Raw genomic sequence first — 21945 nt, 5'->3', positions numbered from 1 at the left:
CGCAAAGGGACAGACGACTTCGATCGCAGGTGACTTCGATGGACGACTGGCGACAGCACGCGGTGTGCCGCCACGAGGACCCCGACCTCTTCTTCCCGATCGGCACGTCGGGCCCGGCCCTGCTGCAGACGGAACAGGCGAAGGCGGTCTGCCGACGCTGCCCGGTGCGGGAGCCGTGTCTGGAGTGGGCGATGAACACGGACCAGACCCTCGGCGTGTGGGGCGGCACGAGCGAGACGGAACGGCGCGCGATCAAGCGCCGCGCCAAGGTGCGGCGAGGTTCATGACGGGCGCGGCGCACCCGGCGGGGCCGCCGGCCGCCGCACCTCGGACGGCGCCTCCTCGGTGACCTCGGGGCCGGTCCGGCGAAGGAGGCGTACACCGGCCCGCGAAGGGTTCGCGTCGGGGCCCCGGCCGGTCTCCCGTCAGGACCGGGGGCCGGACACCGGGGCCCTTCCCGTGCGGCAGGTGCGCGTCCGGGGCCCCGCGGGACCGGCCCCCGGCTCAGTCCTCCGCGGGCGCCGCGGCCGCGGGCAGTCTCAGCGTGAAGACGCTGCCGGTCCCCGGTCTGCTCGCGGCCTCGGCGGTGCCGCCGTGGGCGGCCGTCAACTGCCGGACGATGGGCAGGCCCGGCCCGCCGCCCCCGGTGCGGCGGCTGCGGGACTTCTCCGCGCGCCAGAACCGGTCGAAGACGTGCGGCAGATGCTCGGCCGCGATACCGGTGCCGGTGTCGGCGACCGTCAGCACGACCTCCGCGCCGTCGATCCGGGCGCCCAGCGTGACCGTGCCGCCGGGCGGGGTGTGCCGTACCGCGTTGGTGACGAGGTTGCCCAGCGCCTGACGCAGCCGCAGGGGGTCGGCGTCCAGCCAGGGCGCCCCGTCGGTCCGCGTGCGCAGCGCCACCCCGGCGGTGTCGGCGGCGACATGGTGGGCTGCGGCGACCTGGGCGAGGAGATCGTCGGCGGGCACGGGCTCGCGGTGCAGCCGCAGCGTGCCGGCGTCGGCGGCCGCGAGATCGCGCAGGTCGTCGATGACCCGCTGGAGGACCAGGGCCTCCTCGTGCAGGGCGCCGAGCAGGGCGGTGCCGGGCGAGGTGAAGCCCGCTCCGCGGTCGTACGGCAGTTTCGTCCCGGGGTCGGCCGGCAGTCCGCCCCCGTCGCTGAGGCTTAGACGCCGATGGGTGAGCGCAGGTCGCCGCCCTGTGGTGGTCGCTCCAGCCGCGCAGCGCGTTGTGCGCGGCCCAGCCCTCCCCGGCCCGCCGGCCGGCCGCGGTGCGCCGGAAGAGGACGACCGTGGAGAGCGGGGCGTTCCAGCCGCGCCCGCTCACCACGACCACCTGCCGCGTGGTCCCGGGCACCCGGGACCCGGTGAGCAGGAGGGACGCGGCGAGCAACGCGACACGGGGGCGGTGCCTGATCATGAGTCGACCCTGCCCCACAGATGTGGGGAACCTGTCAGGTTCCGGGGCCTGTTCGGACTTCTACGGCGGTCTTCTACGGCTGTCTGCTACGGCTGTCGCGGCTTGCCCTGGTCGTACAGCCAGGTCTGGAACAGCCGGCCGAGGTCCTTCCCCGACTGCCGCTCCGCCAGGCGCTCGAACTGGGCGGTATCGCCGTGGCCGTAGCGGTGCTGCGTGGCCCAGGCGCGCAGGATGCGCAGGAAGGCGCGGTCGCCGACGGTGGTGCGCAGGACGTGCAGGGTCATGGCGCCGCGGGCGTAGACGGGGGTGCCGAAGATGTTGGCGCCGCTGCCGGGGTTGCCGGGCGGGAACGCCCACAGGCCGTCGGTCGCGGGCCGGGCGTACAGGGCGTCGAAGGCCTTCTGGGCGCTGTCGCCGCCGTGCTGCTCGGCGTACAGCCATTCGGCGTAGGTGGCGAAGCCCTCGTTGAGCCAGATGTCCTTCCAGGAGGTGAGGGAGACGGAGTCGCCGAACCACTGGTGCGCGCTCTCGTGGACGAGCGTGCTCAGGTCGGGGGCGCCGTCGTACACCGGCCGGGACTGGGTCTCCAGCGCGTAGCCGACGTTCGGCGCGTGGTCGACGATGGAGCCGGCGGCGCGGTACGGGTAGGGCCCGAACAGCTTGCTCTCCCACGCCAGGACGGACGGCAGTTTCTTCAGCACGGGCGCGGCGGCGGACGCCTCGCGCGGGTCGACGGCGTCGTACACCTTGAGCCCGTCACGGGTCGTGTACTGCTTGACCTGGAACTTTCCGACGGTGGCGGTGGCGAGGTAGGCGGCCATGGGTTCCTTCTGCCGCCAGCGGAAGGTGGTCTTGCCGTTCCTGGTGCGCTGTCCGAGCAGGACGCCGTTCGCGACGGCGGTGCTGCCCTTGGGGACGGTGATGGTGATGTCGTAGGAGGACTTGTCGAGGGGGTGGTTGTTGGCCGGGAACCAGGTCATGGCGCCCTGGGGTTCGCCGGCGACGAAGGCGCCGTCGTCGGTGGGGATCCAGCCGTCGAGGGAGCCGTCGGGGTCGGTGACGGGGCCGGGCCTGCCCTGGTAGGTGACGGTGACGCGGAAGGACCGTCCCTTGCGCAGCGGCCGGGCGGGGGTGACGACGAGTTCCTGCCCGTCCCGCCGGTAGCCGGCCTTGACGTGATCGACCGTCAGGCCGGTGATCTTCAGGCCCTTGAAGTCGAGGTCGAAGCGGTTCAGCCGCTGGGTGGCGCGGGCGGTGAGGACGGCCTTGCCGGTGAGGTGGCGGCTCGCCGGGTCGTAACCGAGGGTCAGACCGTAGTGGGAGACGTGGTAGCCGCCGTTGCCGGCGAGCGGGAAGTACGGGTCGCCGACGCCGGAGGCGCCCGCGGTACCGGCCGCGGTGGCGGGTCCGGCCGCCGTGAGCAGGGCCGCCACGGCGACGGGGACGGTGGCGACGACGGCTTCGCGGCGCAGCAGGGCCGGGCGTCTGCGGGGGTGGGTCACGTGCGCTCCTTGGGGGGTGGCGGGTGATCAAACGCCCCTCAGCGTAGGCAAGGTGACGCCGGGACACCCCCTCATTCGGGTCGGGCCGCGCGCCGTCGCCGGGCCGCCGCGGGACAGGCCCTACGCTCGGCGGCATGAGTGTCCGTGTGCGCCGTGTCTACGATCCGCCCGAGCCCGAGGACGGCGTGCGTGTCCTCGTCGACCGGCTGTGGCCGCGCGGCCTGGCCAGGGAAGCGGCGCGCGTCGACGAGTGGCCGAAGGCGGTGACCCCTTCGACGGAGCTGCGCAAGTGGTACCACGCGGGCGAGGGGTCGTACGACGAGTTCGCCCGCCGCTACGAGGCGGAGCTGGCCGCTCCCGAGGCGGCCGAACTCCTCGACCACCTGCGCGCGTCGGTCCGCGAGGGACCGGTGACGCTGCTGACGGCCGCGAAGACTCCGCAGGAGAGCCACGCGGCCGTACTGCTCGGGTTGCTCGACTAGGACCTGTCCGCCGGCTCGTGCCGCGGACGTCGGTCTCGGCCGCACCGGTCGCGGGTGTCAGCCCGTCTGCTTCGCCGCCGCCCGGCCCGCCGCGCGGCCCGAGAACAGGCAGCCGCCGAGGAAGGTGCCTTCGAGCGCGTTGTAGCCGTGGACGCCGCCGCCGCCGAAGCCGGCGACCTCGCCGGCCGCGTACAGGCCCTCGACCGGCTGTCCGTCGGCGCCCAGGGCGCGCGAGTCGAGGTCGGTCTGGATGCCGCCGAGGGTCTTGCGGGTGAGGACGTGCAGTTTGACCGCGATCAGCGGGCCGGCCTGCGGGTCGAGGATGCGGTGCGGGGTCGCCACGCGGCCGAGGCGGTCGCCGATGTAGCGGCGGGCGTTGCGGATGCCCTGCACCTGGGCGTCCTTGCTGTACGGGTTGTCGATCTGCAGGTCGCGGGCCCGGATCTGGCGGCGCAGGCCGTCCGCGTCGAGCAGGGGCTTGTCGGTCAGGGCGTTCATCTTCTCGACGAGCCGGTCGAGGGTGTCCGCGACGACGAAGTCGGCGCCGTGGTCGAGGAACGCCTGCACGGGGGCGGGGGCGCCCTTGCCGAGGAGCCGGTCGCGCAGGACGGCCCTGCGGTCCTTGGCGGTGATGTCGGGGTTCTGCTCGGAGCCGGAGAGCGCGAACTCCTTCTCGACGATCTTCTGGCTGAGCACGAACCAGGAGTGGCCGTACGCGGCGATGTCCTCGGTGGTGCGCAGGTGCTTGAGCGTGTTGAGGGTGTCGTAGCCCGGCAGGCACGGGTCGGGCAGCCGGCGGCCGAGGGCGTCGAACCACATCGAGGACGGGCCGGGCAGGATGCGGATGCCGTGGCCGGGCCAGATGGAGTCCCAGTTCTGGATGCCCTCGGTGTAGTGCCACATGCGGTCGCGGTTGACCAGCCTGACGCCCGCCTCGGCGCTGATGTCGAGCATGCGGCCGTCGACGTAGGCGGGGACACCGGTGACCATCTCGGTGGGCGGGGTGCCGAGGCGTTCGGGCCAGTAGCGGCGCACCATCTCGTGGTTGGCGCCGATGCCGCCGCTGGTGACGACCACGGCCTGGGCGGTCAGCTCGAACTCGCCCACGACGTCGCGGTTGGAGGCGACACCGCGGGGCGAGTCGTCGGCGGCGAGGACCGTGCCCCGCACCCCGCGGGCCGTACCGTCCTCGATGACCAGCTCGTCGACGCGGTGGCGGTGGTGGAAGGTCAGCAGCCCGTCCTTCGCGGCCTGCTCGGCGTAGCGGGCGAACGGCTCGACCACTCCGGTCCCGGTGCCCCAGGCGACGTGGAAGCGGGGGACGGAGTTGCCGTGCCCGTCGGCGCGCAGATCGCCGCGCTCGGCCCAGCCGACCGTGGGCAGCAGGCTGATCCCGTGCCCGGTCAGCCAGCTCCGCTTCTCCCCCGCCGCCCACTCGACGTAGGCGCGCGCCCAGCGCAGCGCCCAGGAGTCCTCGTCGTCGGTGCGGTCGAACCGCGCGCTGCCCTGCCAGTCGTTCCAGGCGAGGTCGAGGGAGTCCTTGATGCCGAGCCGGCGCTGCTCCGGGGAGTCCACGAGGAACAGCCCGCCGAAGGACCAGAACGCCTGGCCACCGAGGTTGGCGGCGTTCTCCTGGTCGACCAGGGCGACCCGCCTGCCCCTGCTGGTGAGTTCGTGCGCCGCGACGAGGCCCGCGAGGCCCGCTCCGACGACGATGACGTCCGCGTCCATGGCGACCGTTGCCTTTCTCATTCGGTAGGGGTGCTGCCGTCGGTCAGCAGCGCGGTGAGCAGTTGCTTGAGCCAGGCGCGGGCCCCGTCCACGTCCTTGTCGAGCAGCAGCTGGGTGGTGACGCCGTCGTAGGCGGCGACGACCGCGTGGGCGGCGGCGTCGGCGTCGCCCAGGACGGCGGGCAGGGGCGTGTGGCCGCGGGCCCGGGCGAGCCGGTCGGCGATCGCGCGGCGCAGCCTGGCCCGGTGTTCCAGGAGGCTCTGCGCGACGGCCGGGTCACGGGCGGCGTGCACCAGGAAGTCCGTCTTCACCAGCAGCCAGTCGAGGTCGAGGAGGAGCACGTCGGTGACGCGGTCCACGGAGGCCGGTACGTCGAGGTCCGGTCCGTCGCCGGCGAGGGCGTCGGCCACCTGCCGGGCGATCAGCTCGGCGCGCTGGCGGTAGAGCGCGAAGAACAGCTCGTCCAGGGTGGCGAAGTTGGAGTAGAAGGCGCCTCGGCTGTAGCCGGCCGCCTCGCAGACCTCCTCGATGGAGACCCGCCCGAAGCCCTTGGCGGCGAACACGCCGAAGGCGGCGTCGAGCAGGTTGGAACGGGTCCGCACCCGGCGTCTGGTGACGCGCCCGGTCGCCCGTTCGTTCTGTTCCGTCGCCACTGCCGGACCTCCGTTCGATACGCGAATGTATCGGATGCATCGATGTATCGAAAGAACTCGGACAGCCCCGCTCGGATTCAGTCACATGGAACACATTTTCGATTAGGCGTACGCTGGCACCATGACCGCGCACCACCTCCAGGGCTCCCTCTTCGACCAGACCGAGGAGCCGCGGCTCGGCCCCCTGACCGGGCTGCGGCGCACCGCGCTCGGCTCGGGCGCCTGGATCGACGTACTGCCGGGCTGGCTCAACGGGTCGGACACGCTGTTCGAACACCTGGTGACCGAGGTGCCGTGGCGCGCGGAGCGCCGGAAGATGTACGACAACGTCGTCGCCGTACCGCGCCTGCTGGCCTTCTACGCGGCGGACGAGGACCTGCCGCACCCCCTGCTGACGGAAGCCCGGCGGGCGCTGAGCGCGCACTACGCCGAGGAGCTGGGCGAGCCCTTCGTGACGGCCGGCCTGTGCTACTACCGCGACGGCCGGGACAGCGTCGCCTGGCACGGCGACCGCATCGGGCGGGGCGCCCTGGAGGACACGATGGTCGCGATCCTCTCCGTGGGCGCACCGCGCGATCTGCTGCTGCGCCCCGCGCACGCGCACGGCGGCGAGACCGTACGGCGCCCCCTGGGCCACGGCGACCTGATCGTGATGGGCGGCTCCTGCCAGCGCACCTGGGAGCACTGCGTCCCGAAGTCGGCCCGCGCCGCCGGACCGCGCATCAGCGTCCAGTTCCGGCCGCGCGGGGTGCGGTGAGCCCGGGCGGCACCGGCCGCCCCCGCGCCCCCGGGCTTGCCCGGCCCCCGGCCGCGGCACGACCCGGGCCGGGCCGACGAGGTTCCTCCCCGGGTGCGCGCCGCCCCGCCGTCGGCATCCCCCTCCTGATCTGCTTTGCTGTGCTCGACGGACAGGCTTCTCACCACTCGGGGCGACGATCATGGGCGTGGACGTACGGCACGTGGCGGACGGCATCCACCTGGTACACGGCTCCCACACCAACTGGGTGATCCTCAGCGACGGCGACGCGGTCACCCTGATCGACACCGGCTACCCCGGCGACCGGCAGCAGCTGCTGGACTCCCTGGCGGCGGTGGGCAGTTCACCGGAAGCGGTCACGGCCGTACTGATCACGCACGCCCACAACGACCACCTGGGCTCCGCGGAGCACCTGCGCGCGGTGTACGGCACCCCGGTCCTTCTCCACGAGGCCGAAGTCCCGCACGCCCGCCGGGACTTCCTCCAGCAGGTCACCGTCGGGGAGGTGCTGCGGAACGCCTGGCGCCCCGGGGTGCTGCCATGGACGGTGCACGTACTGCGCCGCGGCGGCACCGAGCAGCACCCGGTGACCGCGCCCGAGGCGTTCCCGGTCACGGACGCCCCGCTCGACCTGCCCGGCCGGCCGGTTCCCGTGCACACCCCCGGGCACACGGTCGGTCACACCGTCTTCCATCTTCCGGACGCCGGGATGGTGATCTCGGGCGACGCCCTGGTGAGCGGGCACCGGACCTCCCGGCTGCGGGGGCCGCAGCTGCTGCCGGACATGTTCCACCACGAGCGTGCCCGCGCGGTGGCCTCCTTGGACGTGCTGGAGACGCTGGACGCCGACGTGCTGCTGCCGGGGCACGGGCCGGTGCACCGGGGGTCCGTCAAGGCGGCCGCCCGGCAGGCCCGCGAACGCGCCGTCTAAGGTCGGGCCATGGCTTTGCAGATCAGCGCCACGAACCCGGAGCATCCGGCACTCCTCCTGGAGCTGCCCTGGCACCTGCCCCTGGAGGAGTGGCCCGAGGAGGTCCTCGTCCCGCTGCCGCGCGGCATCTCCCGTCACGTGGTGCGCTACGCGCGCGCCGGTGACGAGGTGATCGCCGTCAAGGAGCTGGCCGAGCGTCCGGCGCTGCGCGAGTACGAGCTGCTGCGCGACCTGGACCGGATCGGCATCCCTTCGGTGGATCCCCTGGCCGTGGTCACCGGCCGTACCGACGGCTCCGGCAACCCGCTGGAGTCGGTGCTGGTCACCCGGCATCTCGGCGGCTCGATGCCGTACCGGTCGATGTTCGAGACGACGATGCGCCCGGCGACCATGCACCGGCTGATGGACGCCCTCGCCGTGCTGCTGGTGCGGCTGCATCTCGCCGGGTTCGCGTGGGGCGACTGCTCGCTGTCCAACACGCTGTTCCGGCGGGACGCGGGCGCCTACGCCGCCTATCTCGTGGACGCCGAGACGGGCGATCTGCACCCGCAGCTCAGCCCCGGCCAGCGGGAGTACGACCTCGATCTCGCCCGCGTCAACATCAGCGGGGAGCTGCTGGACCTGGAGGCGTCCGGGGCACTGCACCCCTCGGTGGACCCGATCGAGTTCGGCATGGAGATCTGTGCCCGCTACGGCGCGCTGTGGGAGGAGCTGACCCGCACCTCGGTGTACCCGGCGGGCAAGTACCACTACATCGAGCGCCGGATCCGCCGGCTGAACGACCTCGGCTTCGACGTCGCCGAGATGCAGATCGAGCACTCCTCCAACGGTGACACCGTCACCTTCGTGCCGAAGGTCGTCGACGCCGGCCACCACCAGCGGCAGCTGCTGCGGCTGACCGGTCTGGACACCGAGGAGAACCAGGCCCGGCGGCTGCTGAACGACCTGGAGAGCTGGATGGCGACCCAGGACGACTACGCGCCGGGCGACCCCCTCGCCGCGCGGCCCGAGGTGCTGGCCCACCGGTGGGTGCGGGACGTGTTCCGGCCCACCGTGCGCGAGGTACCGCTCGAACTGCGCGGCTCCATGGACCCGGCGGAGATCTACCACGAGCTGCTGGAACACCGCTGGTACCTGTCGGAGCAGGCGCAGCACGACATCGGCCTCGACACGGCGGTCGAGGACTACATCAGGAACATCCTGCCCCGGGCACGGGAGACCCTGGAGCCGACCGTGCCCGAGTGAGTCGGGGCGCCCGGGGGCGCCGGGTTCAGTCGTGGGGGACGACGGCGACCGGGCAGTCGGCGTGGTGCAGGACGCCGTGGGCGACGGAGCCGATGCGGGCGCCCACGGCGGTGCGGTGGGCCCGCCGGCCGACGACCATCAGCTGGGCCCGGCCGGCCACCGACAGCAGCACCTGCCCCGCGCTGCCGATCTCCACGTGCTCCACGACGTGCACGTCCGGATACCGCTCGCGCCACGGCCGCACGGCGTCGGCGAGGGCCTTGCGCTCGAACGGCTCCAGGCCGCCGGCCTCGTCGAGCAGCCTGAGCGAACCGGGGCTGTAGGCGAACACCGGGGGCAGGGTCCAGGCGCGTACGACGCGCACGCTCGCGCCGCGCGCGGCGGCCGTCTCGAAGGCGAACCGCAGCGTGGGGGCGCTGTCCTCGGGCTCACCCTGCTGGCCGACGACGATCTCGTGCCCGGCCACCTCGGAGGACGCCTTGTCGCCGGCCCGGACGAGGACGACCGGGCGGGTGGCCTCGGCGATCACCTGCTGGCCGACGGAGCCCAGCAGGAACCCGACCACGGGGCCGTGCCCGCGCGAGCCGAGCACCAGCAGCTCCGCGTCCGCCGCCGCGGCGACCAGCGTCTCCACCGGGTGGCCCTCGACGACGTCGGTGGTGACGGACAACCCCGGGTACCGCTCGGTGGCGGTCGCGACGGCCCGCTCGACGGCATCCCGCACCCACTCCTGCTGGGCGTCCCGGTCGGCCACCTCGGGCGCCGTGTCCGGCTCGAACCGCCAGGCGTGCACCACCCGCAGCGCCGTGTCCCGCCGTACGGCCTCGCGGGCCGCCCAGGCGAGCGCCGCGAGGCTCTCGTCCGTCCCGTCGACCCCTGCCGTGATCGGGCCCGTCATCACGCTGCCTCCTTGTGTGGCGATCACTCGTCCCCGCACAGTCTTCACTACCTTCACTGCGCTGCGGGACATGACCTCGGAATGGGAACAGTTGAACGTGGACGCCCTCGATCCGGTGGCTCTGGGCAGCTGGGGGGCGACGGTGCCCGGCTGGGCGGTGGTCAACAACGCGCCCGACGCGTACGAGATCCGTCCGGGCCCCGACCGGCTGCCGGGCCTGCTCTTCGCCCCGGTCCCGGAGGGCAAGCAGGGCACGAACCGGCTCCCTCTGGATTTCCGCCCCGACGACCAGCGGGCCGAGGTGCACCGGCCGCTGTCCCTGGGGCGCGGCACGCGGGCGTCGGCCAGGGCGAGCAGCCCTGGGGGGTGCCGGCCGGCCCCGAGGGCAACGAGTCCCGTGTGCTGGGCGAGCGGCCGGCGTCTTGACCGTCCGCGCCCCGCCCTGAACCGGGAGCGCACGGCCTCCGGTCATACCTGCGCGGACCGCCACGATCGAACATACGATGGGCGGAGCCGGCGCGGGGTACGCCGCGTCCGCGAGTCCTGACCGCTCTCGGGGTGGGAGACGTATGACACAGGCCGCCGAAACAGCGCGGACCGTCATCCTGACCGTGGACGACGACCCGGGGGTATCCCGTGCCGTCGCCCGTGACCTGCGGCGCCGCTACGGCGCCTCGTACCGGATCGTCCGGGCGGAGTCCGGCGAGTCCGCGCTGGAGGCGCTGCGCGAGCTGAAGCTGCGCGGTGACCTGGTGGCCGTGATCCTGGCCGACTACCGCATGCCGCAGATGAACGGCATCGAGTTCCTCGAACAGGCCCTGGACGTGTATCCGGGCGCCCGCCGGGTGCTGCTGACCGCGTACGCGGACACGAACGCGGCGATCGACGCCATCAACGTCGTGGACCTCGACCACTACCTGCTCAAGCCCTGGGACCCGCCGGAGGAGAAGCTCTACCCGGTCCTGGACGATCTGCTTCAGGCGTGGCGGGCGAGCGACCACCGGCCCGTGCCCGCGACGAAGGTGGTCGGGCACCGCTGGTCGGCGCGCTCCTCGGACGTACGGGAGTTCCTGGCCCGCAACCAGGTGCCCTACCGCTGGTACTCCTCCGACGAGCCCGAGGGGCAGCGGCTGCTCGCCGCGGCGGGGGCGGACGGGCAGCGGCTGCCGCTGGTGATCACCCCGGAGGGCCGGCCACTGGTCGAGCCGGACGCACCGGAGCTGGCCGCGCACGTGGGTCTGGCGACGACGCCGACGGCCGGCTTCTACGACCTGGTGGTCATCGGCGGCGGCCCGGCGGGGCTGGGCGCGGCGGTGTACGGCGCCTCCGAGGGCCTGCGGACGGTGCTCGTGGAGCGGTCGGCGACCGGCGGGCAGGCCGGGCAGAGCTCGCGCATCGAGAACTACCTGGGCTTCCCGGACGGCGTGTCCGGGGCGCAGCTCACGGACCGGGCGCGGCGGCAGGCGGCGAAGTTCGGCGCCGAGATCCTCACCGCGCGCGAGGTGACCGGGCTGGAGGTCAGCGGATCAGCGCGGGTCGTACGGTTCTCGGACGGCTCGGCGGTGGCCGCGCACAGCGTGATCCTCGCGACGGGCGTGTCCTACCGGCAGCTGGCGGCGCCGGGCTGTGACGACCTGACCGGCTGCGGGGTGTTCTACGGGTCGGCGCTGACCGAGGCGGCGTCCTGCCAGGGGCAGGACGTGTACATCGTGGGCGGGGCCAACTCGGCCGGGCAGGCGGCGATGTACCTGGCGCGGGGCGCCAAGTCGGTGACGCTGCTGGTGCGCGGCGAGTCCCTGGCGGCGTCGATGTCGCACTACCTGATCCAGCAGATCGAGGAGTCGTCCAACATCTTCGTGCGCGGCCGCACGGTCGTGGAGTCCGCGCACGGCGACGGCCATCTGGAGCGGCTGACGCTGCGGGACGTGACGACGGGGGAGACCGAACTCGTCGACGCCCAGTGGATGTTCGTGTTCATCGGCGCGGCCCCGCTGACCGACTGGCTGGACGGGACCGTCCTGCGCGACGAGCGCGGTTTCATCCTGGCCGGGCCCGACCTCACGCCGGACGGGCGGCCGCCGGCGGGCTGGGAGCTGGACCGGCCGCCGTACCACCTGGAGACCAGCGTTCCGGGCGTGTTCGTGGCGGGCGACGCGCGCGCCGAGTCCGCGAAGCGGGTCGCGTCCGCCGTAGGAGAGGGAGCCATGGCCGTGATGCTCGTCCACCGGTATCTGGAGCAGTCATGAGCGGGCGTCCGATGCCGTGCAACCCGGCTGAGGTCAGCTCGCTGTTCCTGTTCGAGAAGCTCTCCCCGGAGCAGCTCGGACGGCTGTGCCAGGAGGGGCGGGTGGAGCGGTTCGACCCCGGACCGGTCTACACCGAGGGCGATCCGGCGACCTGCTTCTACGTGATGATCGAGGGCACGGTCGTGCTGTACCGCCGGGTCGGCGGGGACGACGTGGAGGTCAGCCGCACCTCGCAGCGCGGGGTGTACGCGGGGGCCATGCAGGCGTATCTCGGGGACCGGGTGCCGCAGGTCTACAACAACTCGATGCGGGTGACCGAGCCGACGCGGTTCTTCGTGCTGCCCGCCGAGTCGTTCGCGGCGGTGATGCAGGAGTGGTTCCCGATGGCCGCCCATCTGCTGGAGGGACTGTTCTTCGGGTCGAAGAACATGCAGCGGGCCGTCGGCCAGCGGGAGCGTCTGCTGGCCCTGGGGTCGTTGTCGGCCGGGCTCACGCACGAGCTGAACAACCCCGCGGCGGCGGCCGTCCGGGCCACCGCCACGCTGCGCGAGCGGGTGGCGAAGATGCGGCACAAGCTCGCCGTGATCGCCTCCGGCGCGTACGACCCGGAGGCGCTGACCCGGCTGATCGAGATCCAGGAGCGCACGGCCGAACTGGTCGCCAAGGCACCGGTGCTGAGCCCCCTGGAGGCGTCCGACCGGGAGGACGCGCTCGGCGACTGGCTGGACGACCACGGCATCCCGGAGGGCTGGCGGATCGCGCCGACGTTCGTGCAGGCGGGACTCGACGTGGACTGGCTGGAGCAGGTCGCCGACGCCGTCGACGAGGACACCCTGCCGGGCGCGGTCGGGTGGCTCAACTACACGGTCGAGACAGAGCTGTTGATGGACGAGATCGACGACTCCACCAACCGCATCTCCCACCTCGTCGACGCGGCCAAGCAGTACTCGCAGCTCGACCGCGCGCCGTTCCGGACCGTCGACGTCCACGAACTCCTCGACAGCACCCTGCTGATGCTGTCGGGGAAGATCGGGCAGCGCATCGAGGTCGTCAAGGACTACGACCGGACGCTCCCGGAGGTGCCGGCCTACCCGGCCGAGCTGAACCAGGTGTGGACGAACCTCGTCGACAACGCCGTGTTCGCGATCGACAGCGCGGGCGGGGAGGGCACGCTGACCGTGCGCACGGCACGGGAGGGCGACCGGCTGCTGGTGGAGTTCCGCGACACCGGCCCCGGTGTCCCGCCGGACATCCGCGGCCGTATCTTCGACCCGTTCTTCACCACCAAGCCGGTGGGCGAGGGCACCGGTCTCGGTCTGGACATCTCCTGGCGGATCGTCGTCAACAAGCACCACGGCAGCCTCCAGGTGGAGTCCGCGCCGGGCGACACCCGCTTCCAGGTCCTGCTGCCGCTGACCGCGCCCGCGCCCCCTTCGGATCCCGGGCCGGAGCCCGGGTCCCAGCCCGCCGAGGAGCCCGCATGACCGACGGCAACGCCATCGACCCGACCGTCCCGCCCAGCGGCACCGGCTGCGTGGAGTGCGAGGAGGCCGGGGGCTGGTGGTTCCATCTGCGGCGCTGCGCCGACTGCGGCCACATCGGCTGCTGCGACTCCTCCCCCGCCCGGCACGCCACCGCCCACTACAGGGCGACCGGGCATCCGGTCGTGCGCAGCTTCGAGCCGGGCGAGGAGTGGTTCTGGGACTACTCGACCGACGAACTCTACGCATCGGGGCCGGAGTTGGCGCCGCCGGTCAGCCGTCCCGCGGACCAGCCGGCACCGGGTCCGGCGGGCCGGGTGCCGGCGGACTGGGCACGGTCACTGCACCGCTGAGGTGGCGCCGGGCCGCGGGTGATCGGGCGAGGGGCGTCACCTGGACGGGTGTCCGGAGGCATGGGCGCGCGAGCTCGGTCCGCACGCCCCCTGACGCCTCGTCACCACCCCGGCAAGGGAGGTGAACGCCTCTCGCAGGCATACAAGCAGCCCATACGCTCACGGAGCTCAGCCGTCGTACCGCAGGCACCGGGAGACCCGTGAACCACCGCACCACCGCAGCCGCTCTGGCGTCCTGCGCCCTCGCCGCCGCCGTCCTCACCGCCTGCGGCTCGGGCGAGCCGAGCGGGAGCGGCCGGGAACCGGCGGCCGGTGGACAGACCTCGGCCGCGCGTACGACGGCCCCGGCGGGCGGCACGAAGACGCCGGCGGCCTCCGGCACGGCCTCCGCCGCTCCGGAGCCGGCGAGCGGCACGTCCGCGCGCCCGTCCGCGACGAGCCGGCAGACGAAGAAGGGCGGGGCGGCTCTGCCGCCCCGCCCCGACGCCAACGGCGAGGCCGCCTACGTCCGCGCGCTGACCGCGATCGATCCGGACATCGTGCACGACGAGGAGGACAAGGCCGTCGAGCGCGGCCGGAACCAGTGCGCCACGATCCACGACCACCCCGGTGACCGGGAGAAGCAGATCGGCGCCGCGATGCAGCGCTTCACCTCTCCCGGCCACCCGGACGGCTTCGGCCGCGTCAAGAGCACGCGGATCGCCGACGCCGTGCACACCCATCTCTGCCCCGACTACTGACGGGGCGGGCCGACGCCGTCAGCGCACGGCGGGCGGCACGTTCGCCGAGGTCACGTTGACGGCGGCCCAGGCCTTGTTCACCGTCTTGAACTCCACGCTGTCCTGGCCGTACAGGTCCCGGGCCGCCTTCAGCGTCGCGACGCGCGCGTCGTGGAAGTCGGTCGAGGAGACCATGTAGCGGGTCAGGGCCCGGTAGAAGATCTTGGTGGCCTTGGCGCGGCCGATGCCCTTCACCGCGGCACCGTTGTAGGTCGGCGAGTCGTAGGTGACCGTGCCGATCTTCTTGACGCCGCTGCCCTCGGCGAGCAGGTAGTAGGCGTGCGAGGAGACACCCGAGCCGGCGTGGACCTCGGTGTAGTACGTCTCCGGCGACCAGTAGTCGATCGTGCCCTCGAGGACGTCCAGGGACGGCTTGTCGAGGCGGCGCAGGAACTTCTGGTCGAGCCCCAGCTTCTCGCCGATCAGGTAGTTCGGCGGGTTCTTGGGGTTGTTGGCGCTGAACTCGACGTTGGAGCCGAAGATGTCCGCGAGGGACTCGTTCAGCGACCCCGGCTCACCGTACTGGTTGCCTTCGCCGTCCACGAAGGTCGGCTCGAGACGGGCGGTCGCGTCGACGACGCCGTGGGTGAGCTCGTGCCCGGTCACGTCCAGGACGACGAGGGGCTTCTTGAACATCTGGCCGTCGCCGTCGCCGTACAGCATGCAGTCGCAGGCCGGGTCCCAGAACGCGTTGGCCACCTTGTTGCCGAAGTGGACCATGGCGCGGGCGCCCTTGCTGTTGTTCTCGATGCCCTTGCGGCCGAAGGTCTTCTTGTAGAAGTCCAGCGTCTGGGTGATGCCGTACTGGGCGTCGACGGCGGCGCTGGCGCGGCTGGAGACGGCGCCGTTGCCCCACTTGTTGGTGCTGCTGGTGAACTTCGTGCCGCGCGCGAAGTTCTCCTGCTCCTTGTTCTTCGCGTCCCGCGTCTCGGTGCCCCAGTGGGTGGGGTCCTTCAGCAGGTAGCTGCGCGCCGCGGTGCGGGTGGTGGTGAGCGGCACCTTGCCGACGAAGAGCGAGTTGCCGGTGCCCTTGGCGGTGGAGGGGTAGCGCGCGGCGGCCGAGGGCGCCGCGGTGAGGCCCGAGGACAGCGGCGCGGTGCCGGTGGCGGGGTCGAGGGTCTCCCCGCGCTCGCGCAGGGTGTCGACCAGCTTGGGCGAGAGGAACTCGTCGCTGTCGGGCGTGTTGCTGCGCACCTTGCCGGTGACGGCGTCGACGACGACCGTGCGGGAGCCGCCGGCCTCGGTGGTGTCGCTGTCGGTCACCCGGACCTGGTAGGCCAGGGCCGAGGCGCCGCCGCGGGCGTCGACCACGAGTTCGGCGCTCTCGGCGTCGCCCTTGGCGACGGCGGCGGCCTTCGCCTCGGCCTGGGCGGCCGTCAGCTTGGCCTTGGCGCTGCCGGGAGCGACCGTGTGGTCGGCGGCGCGGGTCACGCCGGCGTAGGCGAGGCTCCTGGTGAGGTGGACGACGAGGTCGCCGCCGAGGACCGGCAGGCCCTGATGGGTCCGCACGAACCGGACGTGACGGCCGCCCTCGGGGTCGATCAGCACGTCCTGCGGCTGCAGTTCGTCGTCCTGGCCGACACCGGTGGCGGTCGCGTGGGCGAACGCGGCGGCGCGGGCGGCCCGCACCACGGCGGTGCCCTGCGCGTCGGCGGAGGTCGTGGCCCGCGTCTCCCCCGCGGACGGGCCCGCGAAGGCCGTGCCTGCCAGGCCCGTTGCGGCCGTGGTGACGGCGACGGCGACCGCCAGGCTGCGTATGGCTGCTCTACGCAAAGGTGAGGGTTCCTTCGTTCAGGCGGCCGGGATCCCCAACCGCCGTGAGACATGGCGCCGTTGAGCGCCAAGGGGGCTGGTCGGGCCCCGGAGCCCCACCCTTACGGATGAGTCATGTGCATGTAAAGCGGAAATCATCGCTTTACCGGGCTTTCATGGCAATACTTGGCAAATCCGTGACGCAGGGTGGGCGCCGAGCGACCAACTGTGCGTCGCCTGTGGAGATGTGACGTGACGGAAGAAGGTTGCCCCGGGTGAATGTGACCGATCTCGCATCGAACGACCGTCGGCCGACGCACCGGGCACGACGGTTCGGCGGTGTCTCGACGGCGCTGTGCGCGGCCGCCGCACTGGTGTCCCTCCTGCCGGCCCCGGCCCATGCCGCGCCGGCCCGTCCGCTCCCCGCCCCGGCTCTCCCCGCCCCGGCACCTACCGCACCGGCCGCCGCCGCGCTGCCGCAGCCCGACCTGACAGCGCTGCGGGGCGTGCTGCGCACGGCCGTGAACCAGGGCGCGCCCGGAGCGATGGCGCGGCTCGACGACCGGGGCACCGTGCACAAGGCGGCCGTGGGCGTCGCCGACCGGCGGACCCGCCGGGCGCTGAGCAACGCCGACCGCTTCCGCATCGGCAGTGTCACCAAGACGTTCTCCGCCGTCGTGCTGCTGCAACTCGTCGACGAGGGGCGGCTGGTGCTCGACGCGCCGGTCAACCGCTATCTGCCGGGGCTGCTGCCCGACGACCGGATCACCGTGCGGCACGTCCTGAGCCACCGCAGCGGCCTGTACGACTACAGCGACGACATGTTCGCCCGGTCCGTCTCCGGCTTCGAGGCGGTCCGCACCAAGGTCTTCACCTACCGTCAGCTGGTGGACCGCTCCCTGCGGCACCCCCGCACGACCGCGCCGGGCGGCGCCTACTCGTACTCCAACACCAACTTCGTCGTCGCGGGCCTGCTCATCGAGAAGCTGACGGGGCAGCCCGTGGCCACGGCGTACCGGAAGCGCGTCATCGAGCCGCTGCGGCTGAGCGACACCTTCTACGTCCACCCCGGCACGGCCGTCCCCGGCCGTCACACCCGCGGCTACCTCACCCCGGACACCACCGGCGGCGCCCTGGTCGACGCGACCCGGCAGACGGTGTCCTGGGCGCAGAGCGCCGGCGCCCTCATCTCCAGCACGAAGGACCTCGACACGTTCCTGTCGGCGCTCCTGCGCGGCAAACTCATGTCCTCCGCCTCTCTGAAGGAGATGCGGCGCTGGGTCCCGGCGGGCGGCACCCAGTCCTACGGCCTCGGCCTGCGGCGCCGCACGCTGTCGTGCGGGGTGTCCGTGTACGGTCACACGGGTGCCGTGCAGGGCTACTACACCTACGCGTTCACCTCCGGCGACGGCCGGCGCAACCTCGCGGCGCTCGCCAACGCCTCGAACAGCGCCCCGCTGCACGCCACGATGCTGCGCACCCTGGAGGCGGCGTTCTGCGGCAAGGACGCGGCCACCCGGGCGGCCGTCGCCCCACAGGACGACGCCGAGCATGCACGCCGATAAAAGGGGAAATCCCCGGGGAGGCGTCCGGTCGAAAGGGGCCACGAGCCGCGGGAACGCTTTCGCCCTCTAGCACGGTCCGGCCGTCCGGGAGCCGTTTACCGCTGGTTACACGCCTGGACGCCTCTCGGTAATTCATTTTTTCGCACACACGCTCGGCGCCCTTGAATGAAAGACAGGAATCACGCCGGAGTCACGGTTCCTTTGAACGGACCCCCACGTGCTCCCCGTACTCCCGGGAAAGGAGAACACCGGGGGTTCAGCGAAGGATGACCATGGTCAAGGCGCATGTCTCCACGCACGAGTTGATCGCCGGCAGGTACCGGCTCCTCGACGTCGTACACCGCGAGACCAACCGGGTCAGCTGGTACGGCGAGGACGTGCAGGGGGCGCGGCCGTGCCTGGTCACCCGGATCGGCCTGCCGCCCGGCCTGGGCGAGGAGGAGGCCTGCCAGGCCGCCGACCGGGTGGTGCGGATGTCGGAGACGATGGCCGCGGTGTGCCCCGGCCGGATCGCCACCGTCGTCGACGCGCTGACGGAAGGGGGTTCCCTGTGGACCGTCACCGAGTGGATCGACGGTCTGCCGCTCGGCCAACTCATGGACCAGAAGGGCCCCTTCAGCCCGGCCAGGGCGGCCACGATCGGACTCGGGCTGCTCGACGTGCTGGAGTCCGCGCACGGCGAGGGCATCACACACGGCGAGCTCAGCCCGGGCCAGCTGTTCGTAAGGGCACGGGGCCCGCTCGTGGTCACCGGCTTCGGTCTGGCGGGCGCGACGCTCGTGCCGAGGCTGGCCGCCCCGGCGTACGCCTCCCCGGAACAGGCCCGTGACGAGCGGATCGGCCCGGCGGCCGACCTGTGGGCGCTGGGCGCGATCCTCTACACGATGGTCGAGGGGCGGCCGCCGTACCGGGACCGGGACCGGCCCGAGGGCACACTGCGGGGCGTGGACCGGCTGCCGCTGCGCACCCCGCTGCGGGCGGGCCCGCTCGCCCCGACCGTGCAGGGGCTGCTGCGCAAGGACTCCCGGGAGCGGCTGACCCGGACGACGGTGCGCCAGGCCCTGACCCGGGTGCTGGACGAGGACCCGCACGCCGTCCTGCCGGCCCCCCGGCTGCGGCGCGCCTGCGCCGCGGCCCGGCACATCGGGCCGCAGTGGAGCGGCCGGGCCATGGCCGCCGGGACGGCGCTGGCCGTCGTCACGGTGGCGGTCGCCGCCCTCGCCGTGACCCACCAGCTGCCCGGCACCGAGGACACGTCGGCCGGCGGACCCCCGGCCCAGCCGTCGGTGTCCACCGCGCCCTCCGGCGAGGACTCCGGTGAGGCGGGCGACAGAGCCACTGCGACGGCGGGCCCGTCCACCGGCACCGCCTCCGCCGCGCCCGCGCCGTCACCCAGCGCCACCCCGCCCTCCCGCGCGGCCTCCCCCACCCCCTCCCCCACGGCCTCCGTCGACGCCCTCCCGGCCGGTTACCGCGTCTACCGCGCGCCCGAGGGCTTCTCGGTCGCCCTGCCCAAGGGGTGGAAGCGGCTGGACACGCGGCAGCAGACCGGTGTGGCGTACCGGGTCACCTTCGGCGCGGACGGCGATCCGCGGACCCTCGCGGTGACCTACAGCACGCGGGCCGGGACGGACCCGGTGGCCGTCTGGCGCGACGACGTGGAGCCGGGCCTGCGCAACGATGCGGGATTCCGGCGGATCGGCGCGATCGAGGCGACCACGTACCAGGGGTACGAGGCCGCCGACATGGAGTGGGTTTCGGACGTCGGCGGCGACCAGGTCCGCACCTTCGGCCGGGGCTTCCTGCTCGGCGGGCACCGCAGTTTCTCGCTGCGCTGGACGACGCCCGCGGCCGACTGGGAGAAGGCTGCCAGCCGGCAGGCACTGGACACGTTCCTGAGCACGTTCCGGCCGGGCTCGGCCGCCTGACCCGGGGCCGGAATCCTCCCCCGGCCGACGGGGACTCGGGCCGTATGGTGCGAATCGGATACACGATGATGACCGAGCAGGCCGGCCCGCGTGAACTGGTCGGCCATCTGGTGCGCGCGGAGGAGGCGGGCTTCGACTTCTCGGTGACGTCGGACCACTACTTCCCGTGGCTGCGCTCCCAGGGCCACTCGCCGTACGCGTGGAGCGTACTCGGCGCGGCCGCGCAGGCCACCTCGCGCATTCCGCTGATGACGTACGTGACGTGTCCGACCTTCCGCTACCACCCGGCGGTGGTGGCGCAGAAGGCGGCGACGATGCAACTGCTGTCCGAGGGGCGCTTCCGGCTGGGCCTGGGCTCCGGGGAGAACCTCAACGAGCACGTGGTGGGCGGCGGCTGGCCGTCGGTGGACGTACGGCACGAGATGCTCGAGGAGGCCGTGGAGATCATCCGCGCGCTGTTCGAGGGCGGTCATGTGACACGGCACGGCCCCCACTTCGACGTGGACTCGGCGCGGTTGTGGGACCTGCCCGACGAACCGCCGCCGATCGGGATCGCCGTGTCGGGCGAGCGGTCCTGCGGGATCGCGGGGCGGCTCGCCGACCTCGTGATCGCGACCGAGCCCAAGGCGGGTCTGCTGGAGGCCTTCGACCGGCACGGCGGAACGGGCAAGCCGCGGGTCGGGCAGCTCCCCGTCTGCCACGACCCCGACCGCGACACGGCCGTGAAGCGGGCGCACGCGCAGTTCCGCTGGTTCGGCAGCGGCTGGAAGGTGAACTCCGAACTGCCCCACCCCGACTCCTACGAGTCCGCGACGCAGTTCGTGACACCCGACGACGTGGCCGCCTCGATCCCCTGCGGGGACGACCCGGACGACTTCGTCGAGGCCGTACGCCCGTACGCGGAGGCCGGGTTCACCGAGGTCGCCCTGGTGCAGATCGGCGGGGACACGCAGCCGGCGTATCTGGACTGGTCGGAGAAGACACTGCTGCCCGCGCTGCGGGATGCCTTCGGCTGACCGTCACCGTCCGGCAAACCAGGGTCAACGGGTGCATATAGGCTGCCGGTCGGCACATGCCCACGCCCGCAGCCTCCCGAGGAGACCATCCGTGACCCTGGCGATCGACCTGCCCGAGACGTCCGCCGAGGACGGCCCCGCACCCCTGTCCGACCTCGTGGCGCGTGACGCGCGGGAGTTCGGAGTCTACGCGCGCACCGGCGGATGGGCCTTCGGGCTGATGGTGGCGCGCAGTGTCCGGCCGGGCGGGCAGGGCGCGGACGAGACGCCGAAGGTGTCCGCGCGGGAGTTCGCGGAGCTGGCGGGCTGCTCGCCGGAGCGCGTGATGCGCTACTACAAGGCATGGGACCGCGCCGCCGACGACGGTCTCGTCCCGCACTTCGAGGAGCTGGCGCCGGGCCAGGAAATCGAGCTGCCGGACGCCGACTTCTGGCCGGCGTACTACGTCTCCCGGTCCAGCGCCGCCTCCGAGCGCGGTACGGCGATCGCCGAGGCCGCCGAGGCGGAGGGCATCAGGCCGACGAAGGCGCTGGAGGTCGCCGAGAACCCGACGGCCCTGCGCGCCGCGATCCTCGCCGACCCCTCCACCGCCCGCGCGGCCCGCGCCGCTCTTCTGGACCGCCTCAAGGAGGATCCGGAGCTCCAGGCCGAGCTGGCGCGGGACGTCGTGCGCACCGACGATTTGAAGAAGGCCGTGGCGACCGAGAGCCGCTCGGCGGACCGCATCGGCTATGTCCGCCAGATCGCCGAGTCCGGGCAGGTCAAGACCCCGGCCGGGCAGATCGTCGACGCGCCCGCAGCCCTGCGTCAGGAGGCCGAGCGGCACCTGTCGCTGATCGACGAGCTGGACGAGGGCGAGGACGCCGGCGAGTGGGCGGCCGAGGCCTACGACACGATGCGGACCCTCGTGGTGGAGACCGTGGAGGCCGATCCCGAGCTGCGGGTCCAGGAGCGGCGCACCAGGTTCTACAGCGGCCTGCAGCGCGCGACGAAGGTCTTCGAGGAGCTGACCTTCGACGACGCCCAGGAGTTCTACGAGGACGACATGGTGCGGCAGTTGGAGGAACTCCAGCAGGCGCTCGGCTCCTGCATCGCGGCCCTGCGCGGAGCGCGCGGACACACGGCCGGAGCTGAGTAGCCGTACTCATGCCGCCGCCGGGCACCCGGCCCGACGATGGGGGCTCCAAAACGTTCATCCTTCAAGGA

18 protein-coding genes and 2 pseudogenes are annotated in these 21945 nt (G+C 72.9%); 14 read left to right on the top strand and 6 right to left on the bottom strand.

The window, feature by feature from the left end; all coding sequences use genetic code 11:
* Positions 1 to 38 precede the first annotated feature (38 nt).
* Positions 39 to 287 carry a WhiB family transcriptional regulator gene (locus ACFY30_RS12950; RefSeq protein ID WP_390657843.1) on the top strand — a complete coding sequence of 83 codons (249 nt, stop codon included), beginning with the start codon at positions 39 to 41 and terminating at the stop codon, positions 285 to 287.
* Positions 288 to 504: 217 nt separating this feature from the next.
* Here the strand turns inward: ACFY30_RS12950 and ACFY30_RS12945 are convergent.
* Both ACFY30_RS12945 and ACFY30_RS12940 read right to left on the bottom strand, forming a co-directional pair.
* Positions 505 to 1089, bottom strand: a pseudogene (locus tag ACFY30_RS12945) (sensor histidine kinase); the annotation flags it as partial.
* 417 nt (positions 1090 to 1506) lie between these two features.
* Positions 1507 to 2922 (bottom strand): M1 family metallopeptidase, encoded by a 1416-nt coding sequence (locus ACFY30_RS12940; RefSeq protein ID WP_390845235.1) that lies wholly within the window; start codon positions 2920 to 2922, stop codon positions 1507 to 1509.
* 134 nt (positions 2923 to 3056) lie between these two features.
* Here ACFY30_RS12940 and ACFY30_RS12935 point away from each other — a divergent pair, with 134 nt between their 5' ends.
* The gene (locus ACFY30_RS12935) at positions 3057 to 3404 is read left to right on the top strand and encodes a DUF488 domain-containing protein (RefSeq protein WP_390845234.1); all 348 of its coding nucleotides are present in this window, start codon (positions 3057 to 3059) and stop codon (positions 3402 to 3404) included.
* Between the two features lie 57 nt (positions 3405 to 3461).
* Here the strand turns inward: ACFY30_RS12935 and ACFY30_RS12930 are convergent, their stop codons facing one another.
* Both ACFY30_RS12930 and ACFY30_RS12925 read right to left on the bottom strand, forming a co-directional pair.
* The gene (locus ACFY30_RS12930; RefSeq protein WP_390845286.1) at positions 3462 to 5135 is read right to left on the bottom strand and encodes an FAD-binding dehydrogenase; all 1674 of its coding nucleotides are present in this window, start codon (positions 5133 to 5135) and stop codon (positions 3462 to 3464) included.
* 17 nt (positions 5136 to 5152) lie between these two features.
* Positions 5153 to 5788 (bottom strand): TetR/AcrR family transcriptional regulator, encoded by a 636-nt coding sequence (locus tag ACFY30_RS12925; RefSeq protein ID WP_390845233.1) that lies wholly within the window; start codon positions 5786 to 5788, stop codon positions 5153 to 5155.
* A gap of 121 nt (positions 5789 to 5909) precedes the next feature.
* On the opposite strand from ACFY30_RS12925, the gene ACFY30_RS12920 reads away from it, so the two are divergent.
* From ACFY30_RS12920 to ACFY30_RS12910, 3 genes are all read left to right on the top strand, one after another.
* On the top strand, positions 5910 to 6545 hold the full coding sequence (locus ACFY30_RS12920) for an alpha-ketoglutarate-dependent dioxygenase AlkB (RefSeq protein ID WP_390845232.1): 636 nt from the start codon (positions 5910 to 5912) through the stop codon (positions 6543 to 6545).
* Between the two features lie 181 nt (positions 6546 to 6726).
* Positions 6727 to 7476, top strand: coding sequence for an MBL fold metallo-hydrolase (locus ACFY30_RS12915; RefSeq protein WP_390845231.1), 750 nt, complete (start codon positions 6727 to 6729; stop codon positions 7474 to 7476).
* 9 nt (positions 7477 to 7485) lie between these two features.
* Positions 7486 to 8721, top strand: a complete 1236-nt coding sequence (locus tag ACFY30_RS12910) for a DUF4032 domain-containing protein (protein ID WP_390845230.1) — start codon at positions 7486 to 7488, stop codon at positions 8719 to 8721.
* 25 nt (positions 8722 to 8746) lie between these two features.
* On the opposite strand, the gene ACFY30_RS12905 is transcribed toward ACFY30_RS12910, so the two are convergent.
* Positions 8747 to 9619 (bottom strand): universal stress protein, encoded by an 873-nt coding sequence (locus tag ACFY30_RS12905; protein WP_390845229.1) that lies wholly within the window; start codon positions 9617 to 9619, stop codon positions 8747 to 8749.
* 70 nt (positions 9620 to 9689) lie between these two features.
* On the opposite strand from ACFY30_RS12905, the pseudogene ACFY30_RS12900 reads away from it, so the two are divergent.
* The 5 genes and pseudogenes from ACFY30_RS12900 (at position 9690) to ACFY30_RS12880 (ending at position 14439) form a co-directional block, all read left to right on the top strand.
* Positions 9690 to 10045 (top strand): annotated as a pseudogene (locus ACFY30_RS12900) (VOC family protein).
* Positions 10046 to 10188: 143 nt separating this feature from the next.
* Complete coding sequence (locus tag ACFY30_RS12895; protein ID WP_390845228.1) at positions 10189 to 11865, top strand: FAD-dependent oxidoreductase; 1677 nt, start codon at positions 10189 to 10191, stop codon at positions 11863 to 11865.
* Positions 11862 to 13349: an ATP-binding protein gene (locus ACFY30_RS12890; RefSeq protein ID WP_390845227.1), complete on the top strand. Its 1488-nt coding sequence runs from the start codon at positions 11862 to 11864 to the stop codon at positions 13347 to 13349. The genes ACFY30_RS12895 and ACFY30_RS12890 overlap by 4 nt, the downstream gene beginning before the upstream one ends.
* Positions 13346 to 13699 carry a UBP-type zinc finger domain-containing protein gene (locus ACFY30_RS12885; protein ID WP_390845226.1) on the top strand — a complete coding sequence of 118 codons (354 nt, stop codon included), beginning with the start codon at positions 13346 to 13348 and terminating at the stop codon, positions 13697 to 13699. The genes ACFY30_RS12890 and ACFY30_RS12885 overlap by 4 nt, the downstream gene beginning before the upstream one ends.
* A 200-nt stretch (positions 13700 to 13899) precedes the next feature.
* A complete protein-coding gene (locus ACFY30_RS12880) occupies positions 13900 to 14439 on the top strand; it encodes a hypothetical protein (RefSeq protein WP_390845225.1) in 540 nt (179 codons plus the stop codon).
* 18 nt (positions 14440 to 14457) lie between these two features.
* Here ACFY30_RS12880 and ACFY30_RS12875 read toward each other — a convergent pair whose 3' ends face one another.
* Positions 14458 to 16251: a M4 family metallopeptidase gene (locus ACFY30_RS12875; protein ID WP_390845224.1), complete on the bottom strand. Its 1794-nt coding sequence runs from the start codon at positions 16249 to 16251 to the stop codon at positions 14458 to 14460.
* Between the two features lie 332 nt (positions 16252 to 16583).
* Between ACFY30_RS12875 and ACFY30_RS12870 the strand changes: the two genes are divergently transcribed.
* The 4 genes from ACFY30_RS12870 (at position 16584) to ACFY30_RS12855 (ending at position 21877) form a co-directional block, all read left to right on the top strand.
* Positions 16584 to 17795, top strand: coding sequence for a serine hydrolase domain-containing protein (locus ACFY30_RS12870; RefSeq protein ID WP_390845285.1), 1212 nt, complete (start codon positions 16584 to 16586; stop codon positions 17793 to 17795).
* Between the two features lie 266 nt (positions 17796 to 18061).
* Complete coding sequence (locus tag ACFY30_RS12865) at positions 18062 to 19723, top strand: serine/threonine protein kinase (RefSeq protein ID WP_390845223.1); 1662 nt, start codon at positions 18062 to 18064, stop codon at positions 19721 to 19723.
* A gap of 44 nt (positions 19724 to 19767) precedes the next feature.
* Positions 19768 to 20739, top strand: a complete 972-nt coding sequence (locus ACFY30_RS12860; protein ID WP_390845222.1) for an LLM class F420-dependent oxidoreductase — start codon at positions 19768 to 19770, stop codon at positions 20737 to 20739.
* Positions 20740 to 20830: 91 nt separating this feature from the next.
* Positions 20831 to 21877, top strand: coding sequence for a hypothetical protein (locus ACFY30_RS12855; protein ID WP_390845221.1), 1047 nt, complete (start codon positions 20831 to 20833; stop codon positions 21875 to 21877).
* Positions 21878 to 21945 lie beyond the last annotated feature (68 nt).

The organism is Streptomyces sp. NPDC000345 (assembly GCF_042898825.1).
GTDB lineage: Bacteria > Actinomycetota > Actinomycetes > Streptomycetales > Streptomycetaceae > Streptomyces.
Note: the sequence above shows the minus strand (reverse complement) of the source record. Positions and strands in the feature narration are given on the sequence as shown.